We start from the raw sequence: 17,549 nt of genomic DNA on the forward strand, positions 1-17,549 counted from the left end.
GCGGCCACTCCTGATCCTGTGCCGGCGGGAGCGCCGGCGGAGCTCCCGGAACGGGACTCATCCGGCCGCCCGTCGGCCGGGGGGATTCAGTCTAGAACGGGCTGCGGGGCCGGGGCAACCGGGCCGGGCCCGGGAGTCGGCGGGAGTGGTTAGCGGGCCGGGTCCGGGGTCGGCGCGTCGAACGTGAGGGCGACGCGGAAGCCGGTGCCGCCGCCGACCTGCGGATGGGCGTGGCGCGCTTCGGCGGTGGCCAGAATGCTGCCGCCGCTGCGCCACGCCGAGCGTACGGTCCAGCGGAAGTGGTAGAAGGCGCCGCCCCGCCAGGTGGGACGCAGGCAGCGGCCTTCGCTCCAGTGATGGGACGCTTCGCGGACGGGTGAGCCGTCGGTGGGCACCTCGTCGTAGGTGGCCGTCCAGCAGTCGGCCGCGAGTTCGGACACGTTGCCCAGCATGTCGTGGAGTCCCCACGGGTTCGGCGGCAGCGATCCCGTGGGCGCGGTGGACCCCACCTCCCAGTCGAGGCCGCACTCGTCGCACACCGCGTGTCCGCTCCCGACCTCGTCTCCCCACCAGCGGGCGGTCGTCGTCCCGGCGCGGGCCGCGTATTCCCACTCGGCGCTGCTCGGCAGCCGGTACGGGCGGCCGGTCTCCTCCGCCAGCCAGGCCAGGTACATCTCGGCGTCGAGGTAGGAGACGTGGATCACGGGACGGTCGCCCCGCCCCCATCCCCTGTCCTCGGGCCGGTAGTCGCATCCTCCCGCTGCCACGCAGCGGTCCCACTCGTCGAACGTCACCTCGTACTTGCCGATGGCGAACCGGTGTCCGAACTCGATCCGCACGCGGGGACGCTCCCGCTCCCGGCTGAACTCCGGCCGGTCCGGCTCCCGGTCGAGCCCCAGGCGCCGGTCTTCTCCCTCGGCCCGCCCCGTCACGAACCCTCCCGGCGGCATTTCCACCATGACCGGACAGAGGTCGCAGTCCCTGAACTCGCGCAGGCCCGCCGGGTTGGGCTCCGAGGGGCGCCGGGGCGGGGCCGACGCCGCGGCGGAGGACGATTGTCTGGACCCGCCGCGCAGTACCGACCCGATCCGAGCGGGCGGGCTCCCGGCGGCGGGCCCGCGGCCATCGCGGGCGCCCGATCCGCCGGCCGCCGCGGCGTCCGTCCCGATTTCGTACAGCGACACCCGGATCTCCCCCGTCTCCGGCACCGGCCGCACGGCGACCAGCCGCAACGGCGACACGAACCCGACGGGGATGGCGGGGATGTCGAGCGTCCCCAGGTATCCGCCTCCGGGTCCCATCACATCGATGACCTCGGGGATGAGACCACGCACCCGCCGCGACACCCACAGCCCGCCCGTCGGATCGAGCGTGAAGCCGACGATGGGAGACAGCACCTCCTCGTATCCGGTGGCGTCGACCACTTCCGCGGCCGTCACGCCGCACTGCCGCATGAGGCCCCCGTACGGGCCCGGGCCGAACGAAAGCGACGCCATCGCCATCGCTCGCGTGACGGGGATCGCCGGCGCCGCCGCCCGCCGCACGCTGGCGAAGACCTCTCCCCGCGCGTAGCCGTCGATCCGGAACCCGTCCCCGTTCACGAACCAGAGCGTGTCGCCGCGGCTCGCCCACACCGCGTCCGGCGCGAACACCTTCGGGGCGGGCATGGACACGCACGGCAGTTCCATGAGCGACAGTTCCCGCCTCACGACGTGGACCGGTTCCGCTCCGCGGGGCGTATGGACCGCCAGCGTCTGGTCCATCGACATGTCCGCCGTCGTGGAACCCACGGTCGCGAACCATTCCGCCGCCGCGCCCTCGCCCACCGCAAAGCCGGGGCCCCAGTAGCTTGCGGGGAGCCGCTCCTCCCCCGCGAACTCTCCGTCCCGCGACCAGCGGCTGAGCACGCCCCGCCTCGCATCGAGCGCGACGAGCGTCCCCCCCGGCCCCAGCGTCAGCGCGGACACGCCCCGGAACTCGCCCGGACCCTCTCCCGCCCGTCCCACTGCCTCCACGAAGGCCCCCGCGCCGTCGAACACGGCGACCCGGGCGCCCGTCACGTCCGCGACGTAGACCCGCTCGGCCGTCGGATCCGCGGCCACTCCCCAGGGGAGCGCCGTGAGCGCGCTGTCCGGCGTCATGAGGTCCGCCATGTGCACCGCCCCGCCCGCGAACGGCGCGTCGGCGGACTCGTTGTCGGAAATCGCTACTCCGACCGAGTCGCGCGGCGACAGGCCCCCGAGACCTTCCTCCGGCCCCGGGGCGCAGGCGCCGACCGCAAGGACGACACCGGCTGCGACGAGCGTCGGGCGCCGCATCGGCGCCTTACGCCGCATCCCGGCGCCCGCCCGCGTACTGCAGGGCGAGCCAGGCGATCGACGCCACGCCGAGGATGAGGAAACCGACGATGGACGAGCCCAGGGCGACCTGGATCCCGCCCCACGCCAGCCCCGCGTTTACCTCCCCAGCCCGCGAGATAGCCTCTGCGGCCAGCCAGACGCCGACGAGGGATCCGAGCACCCCGAGGCACGCGGCGAGGGCGCCGAGAACCAGGATGGAATGGATGCGCAGCCCCGCCGGCGGGGCTCCGGAGGACCGAAACCGGTCGGCCGTCGCGCGTCCGATCTGTACCAGCATCAGGATCAGGACGATCCAGATCGGATACTGGATGAATCCGAGTGATTCGATGAAGGACATCGCTACCTCCGCCTTGATGGGGTGGTTGGGAGCCGCGAGGCGAAGAACGCCGATATGCGGTGCTCCATGGTTTCGTCGTCGATCAGGCGCGGGGTGAGCGCGAGCCAGCCGAAGAGTCCGAAGATGGCCGCGCTCAGCCCGAGCGCGGCGAAGGAAACGACGCGGCCGACTGCGTCCCACATGGCCGGCGGCGCAAAGCCCTCGGCTTCGAGCGCTCCGAAGGCGCCCCAGACCTCCCGGGCAGCGCCCAGCGCCCCGAGGGCGACCGCGAGGACGATGAGGCCGATCTGCCGCTCCCACAGCCGGCGCCGCAGTTCCGGCCGCAGATCGCCGTCGATCCAGAGATGCTTGGCGGCCCGGGTCCAGTTCGCGGCGAGAAGGGCGACGACGATGACCTGGGGCCAGGCCAGCACGGCCGCGGAGCCGAGGGCGCCCGTCCCGAGAATCGTGATGCACGCCACCGCCCCGGCCAGCGCCGTGGCCACGACGATCCCGAGGCGTTCCGCCCGATCGATCCATCCCGCGCCCCGCGCCCAGCGGCCCAGAGGCGGCGCGTGCTGCGCCTCGAGTTGCGCGAGCGTATCCGTGCCCGGCACGACCCGGCGGAGGGCGGCGCGGCGCGCCTGCGCCGGCCCGTATCCGCGACGTTCCAGTTCCGCCTGCAGCGCCTCCGCGTCGGCGTCGACTTCCTCCAGCAGGTCGAGGCGGCGTCGCGGCGGCACCACGAGACTCCGTTCGACGTCGGCCAGGGGGTGGTCAGGCCGCATGGGTGCCCCCGAAGAGTTCCAGCAGCACCCGAAACTGCCGTTCGAGTTGCGCGGCCCCCGCCGCGAGTTCGGCCCGGCCTGCGTCGGTGAGTTCGTAAGTCTTCCGCCGCCGGCCCTTCCCGCCCCAAGTGCCGCGCACGTGCCCGTCCGTCTCGAGCCGGTGCAGGATCGGGTAGAGCGTCCCGTGCTGAAACGAAAATGCGCCCCCCGTCCGTTCCTCCACGGAGAGCGCGATCTGGTATCCGTGCGCGGGTCCCCGCTCCAGGACCGCGAGCACGAGCAGCTCGTTGATTCGCTTCGAGAGAGTGGCCTGCAAGCGGCACCTCGTTTCGACCGTTCCACGTTCAGCTCGGCGCCCGGCTCGCCCAGGAGCCTCTCAAGCATGATATAAAGATTATCTTTATATCGCAAATCTGTATACGGAAGAGATTCCGGACGGGGCGCGCCACGCGCGGCGGTGGATGTTACGGGAGGCGATGAAGCGGGGGCCGTCGCGGGTATCCCCGGCCGGAACAGTCCGCGACATTGGAGGCGCATGTATACGACCTGCATCTTTTGCCACGGCGACCTCGGCCGGAACGAGGCCATCGAGGAGTTCCCGGTGGGGCGCCGCCTCGCCTTCGACGGGGCGAAGGGACGGCTGTGGGTCGTGTGCCGGCGCTGCGAGCGCTGGAACCTGTCGCCGCTGGAGACGCGCTGGGAGGCGATCGAAGCGTGCGAACGCGCCTTCGAGACCACCCGCATGCGGGTCGCCTCCGACAACATCGGCCTCGCGAAGCTCAAGGAGGGCCTCGAACTCGTCCGCGTCGGCGACCCCGTTCGGCAGGAGTTCGCGGCCTGGCGCTACGGCGACCAGTTCGGCCGGCGCCGCCGCCGCGCCGCGCTCATCACGGGGGGCGTCGGGGCGGCGGCGGGCGCGGTCGTCGTGGGCGGCACGCTCGCCGGGTTCGCGATGGGCGGGGTCTTCCCGGGGCTCTTTCAGGCGGCGCAAGCCTGGTATCGGGACCGCGTCCTTCTCCGCCTCAGGGATGAGCACGGCGATCCCATCCGAATACAACGGAAACACCTCTACACGTCTCGCCTGATACCCAGCCCTGATGCATCGGGATGGGACCTCCGCGTTGATCACATCACGGGTTGGGACAAGTGGGGGAAGACCCGCAAGCGCAAGAACCGGCGACATACGATGATCGTGCACGGCAGCGAGGCGATCGGCCTCGCAGGCCAGCTCATGGCCCACGCCAATCGGAGTGGCGGGGCCCGGAAGGCGATCCGCGCCGCGGTCGAGCGGATCGAGGAGGCCGGACATCCGGAGGCTTTCCTGCCGGAGGCGGCTCGCCGCGCCATGAGCGACTTCTCCAGTTCGGGAAAGGCGGATCTCCCCCCGAAGAAGGTCGAGAATCTCATGAAGCCGCTTCCCGGCACCCTGGCGGGTCTCAAGGTGGACGTGCGGCTGGCGGTCGAGATGGCGACGCACGAGCAGGCGGAGCGCGAGGCGCTGGAGGGGGAACTGAAGGAACTGGAGGCGCGGTGGCGCGAGGCGGAGGAGATCGCCCGCATCGCCGACAGCCTCCTCGTTCCCGAGAGCGTGGACAGCTTCATCGCCGGCGAACGTTCGCAGATCGACGACGACCCCGCGAAGGGAGCCCGAACCGGCTGAAAGCCCGGGCCGGCTGAAAGCCCGCACCGGCCGGTCAGCCTGTCCGGCGCCGCCCCAGTTCCCTATCCTGCCGCATGAGCGAGAAGAGACTCATCGTCGTCGGCGACCGCGTGCTCATCGAGCCCCTGGAGGGTGAGGAGCGCACGGATGTCGGCCTCTACCTCCCCCCCACCGCGATCGACAAGCAGGCAGTGCAGGCGGGGACGGTCGTCGCCGTCGGCCCCGGGACTCCGGTCGGGCCGCCCGCCGAACTCGACGACGAACCGTGGAAGATCGGCGCCACCGAAGCCCGCTATCTCCCGATGCAGGCGCGACCGGGAGACTACGCGCTCTTCTTCCGGAAGGCCGCGGTGGAGATCACCTTCGAGGGCACGCAGTACCTCGTCGCACCGCAGGGCGCGATTCTCACCCTCGTCCGCGAGGAGGGTGAGGGAGAAGAAGCCGCCGAGGGCTTCGACCCCTCCTTTCTCTAGCCGCCCGCGCGCAGCGGGTTAGCGGTCGACGGGGCCGATCCGGTTGGGCCGCAGGGAGTGACAGTTCACCTCCCAGGAGGTCGCCCGGGCCTGAACCGGGGCGTCGCCCGTCGCGGACGCGGCGGCCGCCTGCCCCCGAAGCCGCGCCACCGCCCGTCCGACCATGTCCCCGCGGCTGCGACGCAGCGCCACGGCCCCCCGCACCTCGGGAGTCGACCATACGACCCACAGCGTGTCGGCCCGTGTGAACCAGCGCGTCTCCGTGCCGGAAAGGTCTCCGTCACCCTCGAGCGCGACGGCCTTGTAGGCGGTCATCTCTCTCCCGTACGCGTCGACGGAGTCGGCGAACAGCATGACCGACCGCACCGTGGGCGGATCGGTTTCGGGATCTTCCCCACCGTTGTCCGCGAGCCAGGTGTCGAACCGGAGGTGCCGGCAGCCGAGGAAGTCCCACAGGCGGAGATCGGCGGGTTCGGGCGGGGGTGGAGGCTCGACCTCCCGGAAGCGGAACCAGATCGAGACCCAGACGAAGACGGCCGACAGTCCCACGGCCACCATCAATCGCTTGGTCTTCAGTTCCCACCTCCGCTCGTGCCGGAATCGCCGCGGCCAACCTAGTGTGGCCCTCGTCGCCGCGCACAGCTTTTGGTGCGGGGCCCGCGACCGTAGGATATCCTCGCGATTCCCCGCCGTTTCCCCCCAACCACGCGTACGCGGAAGTCGAGGTCTGTTTGGCACCCCCGCCCGGGAAGATCCGGAACATTGCGATCATCGCCCACGTCGATCACGGGAAGACGACGCTCGTCGACCACATGCTGCGGCAGGCCGGCGCCTTCCAGTCGCACGAGCGGGTCGAGGAACGGGTCATGGACTCGAACCCGCTGGAGCGCGAGCGCGGCATCACGATCCTGTCGAAGAATACCGCCGTGCGCTGGGGTGAGACGAGGATCAACATCGTCGACACACCGGGTCACGCGGACTTCGGCGGCGAGGTCGAGCGCATCCTTCGGATGGTGGACGGCGTGCTCCTCCTGGTGGACGCGGCCGAGGGACCGATGCCGCAGACGCGCTTCGTCACGCGGAAGGCGCTCGCGCTCGGCCTCGCGCCCATCGTCGCGATCAACAAGGTGGACCGGCCCGAGCAGCGCGCGGCGGAGGTCCACGACGAGGTGCTGGAACTGTTCCTGGAACTCGATGCGACCGAGGCCCAGCTCGATGCCCCCTTCCTGTACGCGAGCGGGCGCGACGGCTGGGCGTCGCCCGATATCGAGGCGCGAGCCGGAGACCTGGAGCCGCTGTTCGAGACGATCGTCGCGGGCGTCCCCTCCCCCGCCGGCGACCCCGGAGGACCGTTCCAGATGCTGGCCTCCACGCTGGATCACTCCAGCTACGTGGGGCGCATCGCGATCGGCCGCATCGAACGGGGCACCGTGACGGAGGCGGATCGCGTGGTGCTGCTGCCGCTCGGGGAGCCCGGACCTGTGTCCGCCGACGAGGCCATCCCGGCCCGCGTGCTCAAGATCTACGGCTTCGACGGGCTGAAGCGCATTGAAACGCCCCGCGCGAGCGCCGGCGACATCGTGGCGCTGGCCGGACTCGAGGGAGTGGAGATCGGCCAGACCATCGTCGACCCGGACCACAGGGAGCGTCTCCGCGGGATCGCGGTCGAACGACCCACCCTCGCGGTGGACTTCCGGGTCAACGACGCCCCCTTCGCCGGGCGGACGGGCAAGTACGTCACGACCCGGCAACTGCGCCAGCGCCTCCTCCGCGAACTGGAGCGGAACGTCGCCCTTCGCGTCGAGCCGACGGACTCGCCCGACACCTTCTCCGTTTCGGGGCGAGGGGAACTCCATCTCACGATCCTCATGGAAACCATGCGCCGGGAGGGGTACGAGTTCTCCGTCTCGCGGCCGCGCGTCCTCCTGCGCCAGGGGCCCGACGGGGAGATCCTGGAGCCCTACGAAGAGGCGGTGATCGAAGTCCCGGCGGAGATGGTCGGCGTGGTGATGGAGAAGATGGGGAGCCGGCGGGCCGAACTCCTCTCGATGCGGCCGACAGACCAGGGTCCGGTGCGCCTGGATTTCAGGCTCCCGTCGCGCGGGCTGTTCGGATACCGCTCCGAGTTCCTCACGGACACGCGCGGCGAGGGCCAGTTGCACCACCGCTTCCTCGAATACGGACCCCGGGCCGGACACCTGGAACACCGGCGGAAGGGAGTGCTCGTCGCCGACCGCCCGGGTACCTCCGTCGCCTTTGCCCTCTTCAACCTCCAGGAGCGGGCCGAGATGCTGATCGGCCCCGGCATCGAGGTCTACAGCGGGATGATCGTGGGCGAGAACGTCCGCCCCGGCGACCTCGAGGTCAACGTGTCGAAGGGCAAGAAGCTCACGAACATGCGCGCCGCCGCCGCGGACGAGAACGTGCGCCTGGAGCCGCCGCGCGAACTCACGCTGGAACTCGCCCTCGAGTTCATCAACGACGACGAGTTGATCGAGGTCACGCCCGACGCGATCCGCCTCCGCAAGCGCAGCCTCGACCCGATCGAACGAAAAAAGGCGATGCGCCGCGCCGCCGCCGAGGCCCGCGAAGCCTGACGCCGGCCGCTACGTGGTTCCGCGTGCCCTCCGGGCGTTCCGGGCGTGGAGGGCGAACACGGCGCTGCCCAGCAGCACTCCGGCGATCCGCACCGGATCGTTCGGGACCAGGATGAGGGCTCCGGCCACGGCGAACAGGGCGCGCTCGGCGGCGCTGCACGCGGCCACCGCAAACCCCTCGATCGCGTATGCGACGGCCGACACGAGCGCGACCGTGCAGACGATGGCGAAGATGAACGCCGTCACGGCGGTGCCCTCCACGAGGATCAGCGCCGAATAGGCCATCATCGCGGGCACGATGAAGAAGCCGAGGGACAGCTTCACGGCCTGGGTCGCCGTCCGCATGGGCGCCGAGCCCGCGACCCCCGCCCCCGCAAAGGCGGCGAGGGCGATCGGCGGCGTCACGTTCGACGTCTGCGAAAGCCAGAAGATGATCATGTGGGCGACGAGGAGGGAGAGGCCGAGTCCTTCCAGCGCGGGCGCGGCCATGACGGAGATCACGATGTAGGCCGCGGTCACGGGCAGTCCCATGCCGAGGACGAGCGCGGCGATCGCGATAAAGATGAGCGCGAGCCAGAGCAGCCCGCCGGCCGCCTGCACGACGGACTCCGTGAACTGGAGGCCGATCCCGGTCTGGCCGATCACGCCCACGACGATCCCGGCGGTCGCGCACGCGAGAGAGATCGGCAGCGCCAGCACCGCGCCCGTCCGCAGCCCCTCGAGGATGGTGCGCCACCCCACCCGCGTCCGTTTCCGCGCCATCCCCGTGACGACGACGGCGAGGCTGCCCACGGCCCCGACGAGCGGCGGCGAGTAGTTGAGGAGGAGGAGCGCGACGACGAGTCCGAGCGGAAGCAGGAAGTGGACGCCCTCGCGCAGCGTGCGCCGCACCGGCGGCGGGTTCTTCATCCCCCGCAATCCCAGTTTCAGGGCCATGAGGTGGACGAAGAGCAGCGTGCACCCGAAGTAGAGGATGGCGGGCGCGATGGAGAGCGCCACGATCTCCCGGTACGGCGTGTTCGTGAAGTCCGCCATGATGAAGGCGCCGGCGCCCATGATCGGCGGCATGATCTGGCCGCCGGTGGAGGCCGCCGCCTCGATCCCGCCCGCCTGTTCCGGGCGGTAGCCGAGCTTCTTCATCATCGGGATCGTGAGCGCGCCCGTCGTCACCGTGTTCGCGATCGCCGAGCCCGAGATCGACCCCATGGCCGCGGAGGCGATGACGCTCGCCTTGGCCGGCCCGCCTCGGAACCGGCCCGCGGCGGCAAACGCGAGGTCGATGAAGAAGCGCCCCGCGCCCGTCACCTCGAGGAACGCGCCGAAGAGGACGAAGATGAACACGGTCCCCGCCGCGATCCCGAGCGGCGTCCCGAACAGGCCCGCCCCCGTGAAGATCTGGAAGCGCAGGATGCGCTCGATCGTGAAGCCGCGATTCGCGATCACGTCCGGCAGCAGGTCCCCGAACCCCGCGTAGAGGAGGAAGACGAGGCCCACGGCGACCATCACCCAGCCCACGGCGCGCCGCGTCGCCTCGAAGAGGAGGATCACGAACACCAGGCCCGCAATCAGGTCGTGCGTCGTGAGCCCGTACAGGATGTGGTCGACCCCGCGGTAGTCGAAGCCCACGATGACCCACCCGCAGTAGAGGGCGACGAGCGCCAGGGCGGCGTCGAGCCACAGGCTCCAGCGGGGCGCGGGGCCCTCCCCCGTCCACGAGGGCTTGGCGAGGAAGGTGAGGACGACGACCCAGGCGAGGTGGATGGGCCGGCCGAGCGTGGCCGAGAGCGTGCCGGTCGTGCTCTGCCAGAGCTGGAAGAGGGAGAGCCCCACCGCGAGGGCGAAGAGGATGCGCCGCCACGGCGGCCGCGGAGCCGTCAACGCGCCGTCAAGGCGCCCCCGACCCGGGCTGCCCGAGGATCTCGTCGAAGTAGCGCCGGGCGCCGGGGTGGAGGGGGAAGTCGCCCACGTCGCGCGCGGAGGGCGGTGTGATGAAGCTCGCCACGCTGGAGATGTTCTCAAGATCCGCGCGGCGTTCGAGCATCGTGCGCGTGAGATCGTAGGCGAGTCCCTCCTCCATCGCACCGGAGACGACGAGGAGGTTCCAAAGCGTGGGCGTGAGCACCGGCTCATCGACGCCGCGGTAGACCCCGGGCGGCACGCGGAAGCCGCTGTACGCGGGCTCCGACCCGACGATCGTCGCGATCTCGTCCTCGGAGAAGGGGACGAGGACCATGTCCCGGGAGACGCCGATCTCGACCACGGCGGGCATGCCCACGCCGCCCGCGATGAAGCCGGCGTCCAGCGTCCCGTCCTTGAGTCCGTTCGACATCTGGGCGTAGTTGAGCTGCCGGACGGTGAAGTCGGACTCCCCGATCCCCATGGCCTCGAGCACGTTCCAGGCGGTGACCGCGTTCCCGGACCCCGGCGGGCCGACGGACACGCGGCGCCCGCGGAGATCGTGTACGGATTCGATCCCCGTGCTCCGGATCGTCACGAGGTGCACGACGTTGGGATAGAGCTTGCCGAGGGAGGCGAGCGGCATGGGCTCCGGGAAGCGCCCGCGGCCGGCCAGCGCCGCCGCGAGCGCGTCCGCCTGCGTGAAGCCGACCTCGCTCTCCCCCTTGGCGACCTGGATGAGGTTCGTGACGGAGCCGGCGGTCGTCTCCGCCTTCATGTTCACGCCGTCGACGTGCCGCGACCAGATCGACGCCAGGCCGCCCCCGAGCGGGTAGTAGAGCCCGTTCGTGTTCCCCGTCGCGATCGAGAGCGTCCGCTGCCCGCCACCCCCGCAACCCGCCGCGGCAAGGACCCCCAGGGCGCCGAGGCCCCCGACGACGCCCATCACGAGGCGGCGCAGCGCGATCCCGCGTCGCATCAACCGGTTCCCACAGCCACTGGCACGCGCATCCGCCGCTCCCCTCAGTGTTGCCCCTCGATCCCAAGGCGCTGCTATGCTCTCCCCGTCGCGCCTTCCGAGGCAAGCGCCTACCCGCCCGGCCCCCGCCGTTCCGTGTCCGAGCGAAGCCTCGCGCGATCTGCGAACCTTGTAAATTCGGCATTGAATTCCTAAAATCCAAGCATGAACAGTGCGATGATCCCCCGGTTGCTGGGGCCGCAGGTGGAAGAGCACCTCTCGATCTTCCCGGCGGTCGGACTCCTCGGTCCCCGCCAGGTCGGGAAGACGACGTTGGCGCGAGCTATCGCGGATTCCCGGGAGGAGGGCGCCCACGGGGAGCCCGGCCGGGCGGCCGGCGGTCTGTACCTGGATCTGGAGAATCCCGCGGACCTCGCGCGTCTGGCCGAGGGATCGGGGTATCTCAAGGGAGTGACGGACCGACTCGTCGTACTCGACGAGATCCAGCGGGCGCCCGAACTGTTCCGTGAACTGCGCGGGATCATCGACCGGAGGATCTGGCGGGGCGAGCAGGCCGGACAATTCCTGATCCTCGGGCCCGCCTCGCTCGATCTGCTGCGCCAGTCCGGCGAGAGCCTCGCGGGCCGTATCGGCTATCTCGAACTCGGTCCCCTGGATGTGCGGGAGCTCGAAGAGAACCGGCTCCTGCGCCTGTGGAGCCGCGGCGGCTTCCCGCCGAGCTTTCTCGCCCCGTCGGACGAGGCGAGCGCGCTGTGGCGGGAGAACTTCATTCGGACCTATCTCGAACGCGACATCCCTCAACTGGGACCGCGCATCCCGGCCGAAACGCTACGTCGCTTCTGGACCATGCTCGCGCACTCCCAGGGCGGACTGTGGAACGCGTCGACCTTCGCCCGGAGTCTGGGCGTGGACGGGAAGACGATCGCGCGCTACGCGGACCTGCTCGTCGACCTTCTCCTCGTACGCCGACTGCAGCCGATTCACGTGAACGTCCGCAAACGGCTCGCCAAATCGCCGCGCCTCTACCTGCGGGATAGCGGGGTCCTGCACGCGCTGCTCGGGATACCGGACCTCGACTACCTGCTCGGTCACCCCGTCGCGGGCCCCAGTTGGGAGGGTTTCGCGATCGAGACGCTGATCCGGGCGGCGCCGGACCGGCTCACTCCACCGGGCTTCTACCGGACGGCGACCGGCGTGGAGATCGACCTGATCCTGGAAGTGCCGGGACCGCGAAGGTGGGCCATCGAGATCAAGCGCGGACTCGCACCACGGATCGGAAAGGGGTTCCGCATCGCACTCGAGGACGTGCGGCCCGACCGCGCGTTCGTCGTGTACGGCGGAGACGACCGCTATCCCGTGAGAGGCGGAGTCGAGGTCATCGGACTGCGCGAGTTGGCGCTGGAACTGGCAGCTCTTTAGTCCCGTCCGCCCGACGCGGTCAGTTCCGTCGGAATTGCGCGCGGAGCAGCGCGACGAGGGCGAAGGCGGCGGCGGAGACGATGAGGCCAATGAGCGTGCGGTCGAGCAGGGCGGGCGCGTCGGCGGGGGCGAAGATGTGCACGGCGCCCAGCGCCGCGAGCCCGGCGCCGATGGCGGCGAGGGCCTCCGGCACGCCGGCGCGCCGCGAGTGGAGCCCGGCGGCCACCGGGATGAACAAGCTCACGCTCAGGATCGAATAGAAGATCGTGAGCGAGGCGATCACGCTCTCGAGCCAGAGGGCGAGCAGCACGCCCAGCGTCCCTCCGGCGATCGCGGCGCCCCGCGCCACCCGCAGCACCTGCCGGCTCGTCGCCTCGGGTCTCAGGAAGCCCTTGTAGAGATCCTTCGAGAGAGAGGTCGAGAGCATGAACAGCCCGGCGTCGGCCGAACTCACCTCGGCGGAGAACACGGCGGCGAGGCCGAGCAGCCCGAGCGCGGGCGGCAGCGCGGTGGCGAGGAGCATGGGCAGGGCCTGCTCACGGCTCGCGAGCGCGGGGTCGTACACGCGGGCGATCATCCCGAGCAGCGTCGGCGCGAAAGCGAACAGCACGAGCCCGACACCGGCGGCGAGGAGCCCGATCCGGATCGCCCGCGGACCCGTCGCTCCGTAGACCTTCTGCACCAACCCGGGCGAGATGATGAAGGCCGGCGCAAGGAGCGCGATATAGACCCACCCGGAGCCCCCGCCCTGCCACGGATTCAGGTAATCAGGCGACGTGCGGGCGGCGGTCGCTTCGATGGCGGCCCAGCCGCCGATGTCGGACAGCGCCCACGGGATCGCGACGGCGAACCCGGCGAGCAGCACGACGAGCTGGACCAGGTTGACCCAGGCCGATGCCACGAGGCCGCCGGCGCTGAAGTAGGCGATGACAACGATCCCGCCGACGAGCGCGCCGATCCAGCGCGGGGTACCGGCGACGACCGCGACGATCTCCGCCATGGCGATGAGCTGCCCGGACACGATGGTGAGCGTGGCGAACCAGAGCAGGACGGCGATCAGCAGCCGCACCGAGCGACCGTAGCGCAGGTCCAGGTAGTCGCCCATGGTGAGGAGTCCGTGACGCGCGGCCACCTTCCAGATCCGCGGCCCGACCCAGAGGGCGAGCAGGATCGTCCCGATGCCGGCCGAGCCGACCCACCACCACGCGCTGAGCCCATCCCGGTAGCCGAGCCCCGCCGCGCCGACGGTCGTGCCCGCCCCGAGGTTCGCGGCCAACACGGTGGCGAAGAGCAGCACCGGCCCGAGCTTTCGGTCCGCCACAAAAAAACTCCCCGCCCGACCAACCCGCCGCCCGATCCAGGCCCCCAGCGCAACGAGCCCCGCAGCATACGCGAGAAGCACCCACAAACCGGTCGTCATGGGCCCGCGGGCGGCACGATCAGCGGCCGGTGCCCGTCAAGTCGGTGACCGAGGGGAGGCCGGGGAGGCCGGTGGCGGCACGGACGGCGCGCAGGATCGCTTCGGCGACCATGTCCGCAGCGAGCGCGCCGATCCGCGACAGGCCTGCCTCGTCCTCGTGCGTGCCGGTGGCGAGGCCGAACAGAGTGTCGCCGTCGCTGGGGGTGTGGGCCGGGTAGACGGCCCGGGCGAGTCCGTCGTGCGCCATCTGCGCGACCTTCGTGATCTCGGCCTTCGAGAGGCGGGCGTTCGTCGCCACGACGCCGATGGTCGTGTTCTCGACGGAGGGGTCGTCGGCCGGCGCGTCGCCCGGCGGCCGCACCTCCCCCTCCCGCAGCAACGCGCGGGCGTCCGCGAAGCCCGTCCCGTCCTCCGTGCGGACCCCGGCCACGACCTCCCCCGTGGCCGGATCGATCACGTCGCCAACCGAATTGACCGCCACGACCGCGGCCACGGTGAGACCGTCCTCGAGGGTGATCGAGGCGGTGCCGATCCCGCCCTTCATCGCGCGGCCGCGGCCCCGAAGCTTCCCCACCGTCGCACCGGCCCCCGCGCCGACGCTGCCCTCGGCGGGCGCCGCCGCGCTCGCCGCGCGGGCGGCCTCGTAACCGCACTCCGGCCCGGGACGAACGGACCCGCCGCCGATGCCGAGATCGAACAGGATCGCCGCGGCCACGATCGGGACGACGTGATCCCCGGCCCGGTACCCGACCCGCCGCTCCTCGAGATACCGGACCACGCCCGACGCCGCCTCGAGGCCGAACGCGCTCCCGCCCGAGAGCACGATGGCGTGGGCTTCCTGCACGCTGTTCACCGGATCGAGGAGGGCGATCTCCCGCGTCCCCGGCGCCCCGCCCCGCACGTCGACGCCGGCCACGGCGCCGTCCTCGGCGAGGACGACCGTACAGCCCGTGGGCCGCTCCTCCAGCGTGAAGTGCCCCAGCGCGATCCCCTCGACCGCCGTGATCCCGCCCCCCGCCAAGTCCGCTGTCTCCTGCGCCACACACCCTCCCGCCGCGAGAAATCCGCCCACCACCCCGGCCGCCGCGAGCGCGACGCCCCGCGCCGAGCGCGGCCCTGGAAGCTCCGGTCTCATCCGCACCGCCTTTTGCACAGCCATGCTATCCGGCGAACTCGTACACGAGGTCCTCCCCGGGCAGACCCTCGACTCGCAGCACGACCGTGCCGGGTCCGGGTCCGTAGAACTGCCGGTAGCGCGTTCTGACCAGGTCGAGATCGAAGACGCGGGTGTCCGTCACCCAGCGCTCGCAGGCATCGCCGTTCGCCTCGTGGACGAGTTCCGCCGGAAGCTGCACCGGATCCGATTCCAGGAACGTCTCCGAGATCACCAGCGTGAAGATGTGCCTCCGGCAACCGCCCGAGTACTCCACCTCGACGGTCAACCCGCGTCCGTTCACCGAGGCCGAGTTCGCGACATAGGGATCGTCCCCCCAGTCGCCGTCCCCCGCCAGAACCACGTTGTTGTCCGGCACGTCCGGCCCCAGCCCCGACTCGCCGCACCCCGACGCACCGAGAAGTCCGAGGATGAGCACCATCGAGACCCTCCCGCGGGAGGCGCAGACCGGGGCACCGGCAGTCGAAATTATCATGCAAGTTCGGGGCGGTTGCGGTAGTCTTCGAGGGCCTCGGGGTTGGCGAGGGCCTCGACGTTCTTGACGGACTCTCCCAGTACCACGGCGCGCACGGCGAGTTCCGATATCTTGGCGCTCTTCGTGCGCGGGATGTCCGCCACCTGCAGTATCCGCGCCGGGACGTGGCGGGGCGAGGCGTTATCCCGGATCTCCCTCCGGATCCGCGCCTCCAACTCCTCGTCCAGACTCCGCCCTTCCGCAAGCCGCACGAAGAGGACGACGCGCGTGTCGTTCTCCCACGGCTGCCCGATGACGATGGACTCGAGGATCTCCGGCAGCCGGTCCACCAGCCGGTAGATCTCCGCCGTCCCGATCCGCACTCCGCCCGCGTTCAGCGTCGCGTCGGAGCGGCCGTAGATCACCGCGCCGCCGTGCTCCGTCCACTCCATCCAGTCGCCGTGCCGCCACACGCTGGGATACATGTCGAAGTACGCCGCGTGGAAGCGGCTCCCGTCTTCATCTCCCCAGAACCCCGTCGGCACCGACGGGAAGGGCGACTTGCACACGAGTTCTCCCTTCCCCGCCGGCATCGACCGCCCCTCTTCATCCCACACATCCACGTCCATGCCCAGCGACGGCGCCTGGATCTCGCCCCGCCACACGGGCAGAAGCGGGTGCCCGACCACGAACCCGGCGCACAGGTCCGTCCCGCCGGAGATCGAGGCGAGGTGCACGTCGGGCTTCACGTCCCGGTACACGTAGTCGAACCCCTCCGGGACGAGGGGAGACCCGGTGGAGAGCATCGTCCGCACCGAGGAGAGGTCGTGCGTCTCCCGCGGCCGGAGGCCCGCCTTCCCGAGCGCGTCGATGAACTTCGCGGACACGCCGAGTTGGGTCATCCGCACCTCGTCCGCGTAGTCGAACAGGACGTGCGGGCCGGGATGGAAGGGCGAGCCGTCGTACAGGACCGCCGTCGCCTCGCTCGCCAGCGCCGACGACAGCCAGTTCCACATCATCCACCCGCAGGTCGTGTAGTAGAAGGCGCGGTCGGCCGACCGGATGTCCGCGTGCAGCCTGTGCTCCTTCAGGTGTGTGAGGAGGATGCCGCCCGCCCCGTGGACGATGCACTTCGGGACGCCCGTCGTGCCCGACGAGAAGAGGATGTAGAGGGGATGGTCGAACGGGAGCCGCCGGAACTCGATCTCCCGCGGGCTCCACGGGGCGATGAAGTCGTCGAACCGGACGGCGTGAGGGATCGCCGAGACGTCGGGATCCGGCTCGGTGTGGCGGACGATGACCACGCGCTCCACCGAGGGAAGGCGCCGCACGATCTCCGGCAGGCGGTCGAGACTCGAGTACCGCTTCCCCTGCCAGAAGTAGCCGTCGGCCGCAAGGAGGACGCGGGGTTCGATCTGTCCGAAGCGGTCGAGCACGCCCTGAACGCCGAAGTCGGGCGAAGCGGTGGAGATCGTGGCCCCGAGGCTCGCCGAGGCGAGCATGTACACGATGGACTCGGGCATGTTGGGCACGTAGCCGGCCACGCGATCGCCCGGCTCGATCCCGAGCGCATTCAGGGCTTGGGCGAGGCGTGAGGTCTTGTCGTAGAGCTCGGCCCAGGAGAGGTCGCGGCGGACGCGGTCCTCGGCCCGGAAGAGGAGCGCAGGCCCGTCGTCCCGGCGCCGGAGCAGGTTCTCCGCGTAGTTCAGCCGCGCGTCGGGATACCAGCGGGCCCCCGGCAGGCAGTCGAGGTCGACGACGACGCGCTCCCCACGCTCGCCGATGACGCCGCAGAAGTCCCACACCGCGTTCCAAAACGCCTCCGGCTCGCGGATCGACCAGCGCCACAGCGCCTCCGGGGAGTCGGCGTCCGCCCCGCACTCGTCGTTCGCGTAGCGGGTGAAGCGCGCCATGTTCGTCGTCGCGGCGAAGTCCGGATCCGGCGTCCACAGCGGACGGCTCACGGCGGCGGCCCGTTCACGCCCGCCCGGTTCAACCACGTTTCCCGCTCAC

At 70.9% G+C, this 17,549-nt stretch carries 15 protein-coding genes; 4 read left to right on the forward strand and 11 right to left on the reverse strand.

The features are described from left to right. Nucleotides 1–149: 149 nt before the first annotated feature. The 4 genes from RN729_RS02905 to RN729_RS02920 are packed head-to-tail and all read right to left on the reverse strand — an operon-like array spanning nt 150 to nt 3,780. Nucleotides 150–2,318, reverse strand: a complete 2,169-nt coding sequence (locus RN729_RS02905) for an SUMF1/EgtB/PvdO family nonheme iron enzyme (protein WP_310782174.1) — start codon at nt 2,316–2,318, stop codon at nt 150–152. A 7-nt stretch (nt 2,319–2,325) separates the two neighbouring features. Then, a complete protein-coding gene (locus RN729_RS02910) occupies nt 2,326–2,697 on the reverse strand; it encodes a hypothetical protein (RefSeq protein ID WP_310782175.1) in 372 nt (123 codons plus the stop codon). Nucleotides 2,698–2,699: 2 nt separating this feature from the next. Next, nucleotides 2,700–3,419 (reverse strand): hypothetical protein, encoded by a 720-nt coding sequence (locus tag RN729_RS02915; RefSeq protein WP_310782176.1) that lies wholly within the window; start codon nt 3,417–3,419, stop codon nt 2,700–2,702. A gap of 34 nt (nt 3,420–3,453) precedes the next feature. Continuing rightward, nucleotides 3,454–3,780 (reverse strand): helix-turn-helix transcriptional regulator, encoded by a 327-nt coding sequence (locus RN729_RS02920; RefSeq protein WP_310782177.1) that lies wholly within the window; start codon nt 3,778–3,780, stop codon nt 3,454–3,456. Nucleotides 3,781–3,999: 219 nt separating this feature from the next. Here RN729_RS02920 and RN729_RS02925 point away from each other — a divergent pair, with 219 nt between their 5' ends. Both RN729_RS02925 and RN729_RS02930 read left to right on the forward strand, forming a co-directional pair. Next, nucleotides 4,000–5,124 (forward strand): hypothetical protein, encoded by a 1,125-nt coding sequence (locus RN729_RS02925; protein WP_310782178.1) that lies wholly within the window; start codon nt 4,000–4,002, stop codon nt 5,122–5,124. 74 nt (nt 5,125–5,198) lie between these two features. After that, complete coding sequence (locus RN729_RS02930) at nt 5,199–5,597, forward strand: co-chaperone GroES family protein (RefSeq protein WP_310782179.1); 399 nt, start codon at nt 5,199–5,201, stop codon at nt 5,595–5,597. An 18-nt stretch (nt 5,598–5,615) separates the two neighbouring features. Here the strand turns inward: RN729_RS02930 and RN729_RS02935 are convergent, their stop codons facing one another. Beyond that, on the reverse strand, nt 5,616–6,158 hold the full coding sequence (locus RN729_RS02935; RefSeq protein ID WP_310782180.1) for a hypothetical protein: 543 nt from the start codon (nt 6,156–6,158) through the stop codon (nt 5,616–5,618). A gap of 170 nt (nt 6,159–6,328) precedes the next feature. Here RN729_RS02935 and typA point away from each other — a divergent pair, with 170 nt between their 5' ends. Next, complete coding sequence (gene typA / locus RN729_RS02940) at nt 6,329–8,194, forward strand: translational GTPase TypA (protein ID WP_310782181.1); 1,866 nt, start codon at nt 6,329–6,331, stop codon at nt 8,192–8,194. Between the two features lie 9 nt (nt 8,195–8,203). Here the strand turns inward: typA and RN729_RS02945 are convergent, their stop codons facing one another. Together RN729_RS02945 and RN729_RS02950 are read right to left on the reverse strand one after the other, a co-directional pair. Further along, nucleotides 8,204–10,072: a TRAP transporter fused permease subunit gene (locus RN729_RS02945; protein WP_310782182.1), complete on the reverse strand. Its 1,869-nt coding sequence runs from the start codon at nt 10,070–10,072 to the stop codon at nt 8,204–8,206. Between the two features lie 7 nt (nt 10,073–10,079). Then, nucleotides 10,080–11,069 (reverse strand): TAXI family TRAP transporter solute-binding subunit, encoded by a 990-nt coding sequence (locus RN729_RS02950; protein ID WP_310782183.1) that lies wholly within the window; start codon nt 11,067–11,069, stop codon nt 10,080–10,082. 216 nt (nt 11,070–11,285) lie between these two features. On the opposite strand from RN729_RS02950, the gene RN729_RS02955 reads away from it, so the two are divergent. Further along, nucleotides 11,286–12,488, forward strand: a complete 1,203-nt coding sequence (locus tag RN729_RS02955; protein ID WP_310782184.1) for an ATP-binding protein — start codon at nt 11,286–11,288, stop codon at nt 12,486–12,488. 19 nt (nt 12,489–12,507) lie between these two features. On the opposite strand, the gene RN729_RS02960 is transcribed toward RN729_RS02955, so the two are convergent. The 4 genes from RN729_RS02960 to RN729_RS02975 all read right to left on the reverse strand — a co-directional run bounded on the left by RN729_RS02960 (nt 12,508) and on the right by RN729_RS02975 (nt 17,536). After that, a complete protein-coding gene (locus RN729_RS02960; RefSeq protein WP_310782185.1) occupies nt 12,508–13,809 on the reverse strand; it encodes a sodium:solute symporter family protein in 1,302 nt (433 codons plus the stop codon). A 118-nt stretch (nt 13,810–13,927) separates the two neighbouring features. Then, nucleotides 13,928–15,043, reverse strand: coding sequence for a P1 family peptidase (locus RN729_RS02965; RefSeq protein ID WP_310782186.1), 1,116 nt, complete (start codon nt 15,041–15,043; stop codon nt 13,928–13,930). Nucleotides 15,044–15,068: 25 nt separating this feature from the next. Beyond that, nucleotides 15,069–15,503, reverse strand: a complete 435-nt coding sequence (locus tag RN729_RS02970; protein ID WP_310782187.1) for a hypothetical protein — start codon at nt 15,501–15,503, stop codon at nt 15,069–15,071. A 50-nt stretch (nt 15,504–15,553) separates the two neighbouring features. Beyond that, complete coding sequence (locus tag RN729_RS02975) at nt 15,554–17,536, reverse strand: acetoacetate--CoA ligase (protein WP_310782188.1); 1,983 nt, start codon at nt 17,534–17,536, stop codon at nt 15,554–15,556. Nucleotides 17,537–17,549 lie beyond the last annotated feature (13 nt).

Origin of the sequence: Candidatus Palauibacter polyketidifaciens (assembly GCF_947581785.1) — a bacterium.
Classification (GTDB): domain Bacteria; phylum Gemmatimonadota; class Gemmatimonadetes; order Palauibacterales; family Palauibacteraceae; genus Palauibacter; species Palauibacter polyketidifaciens.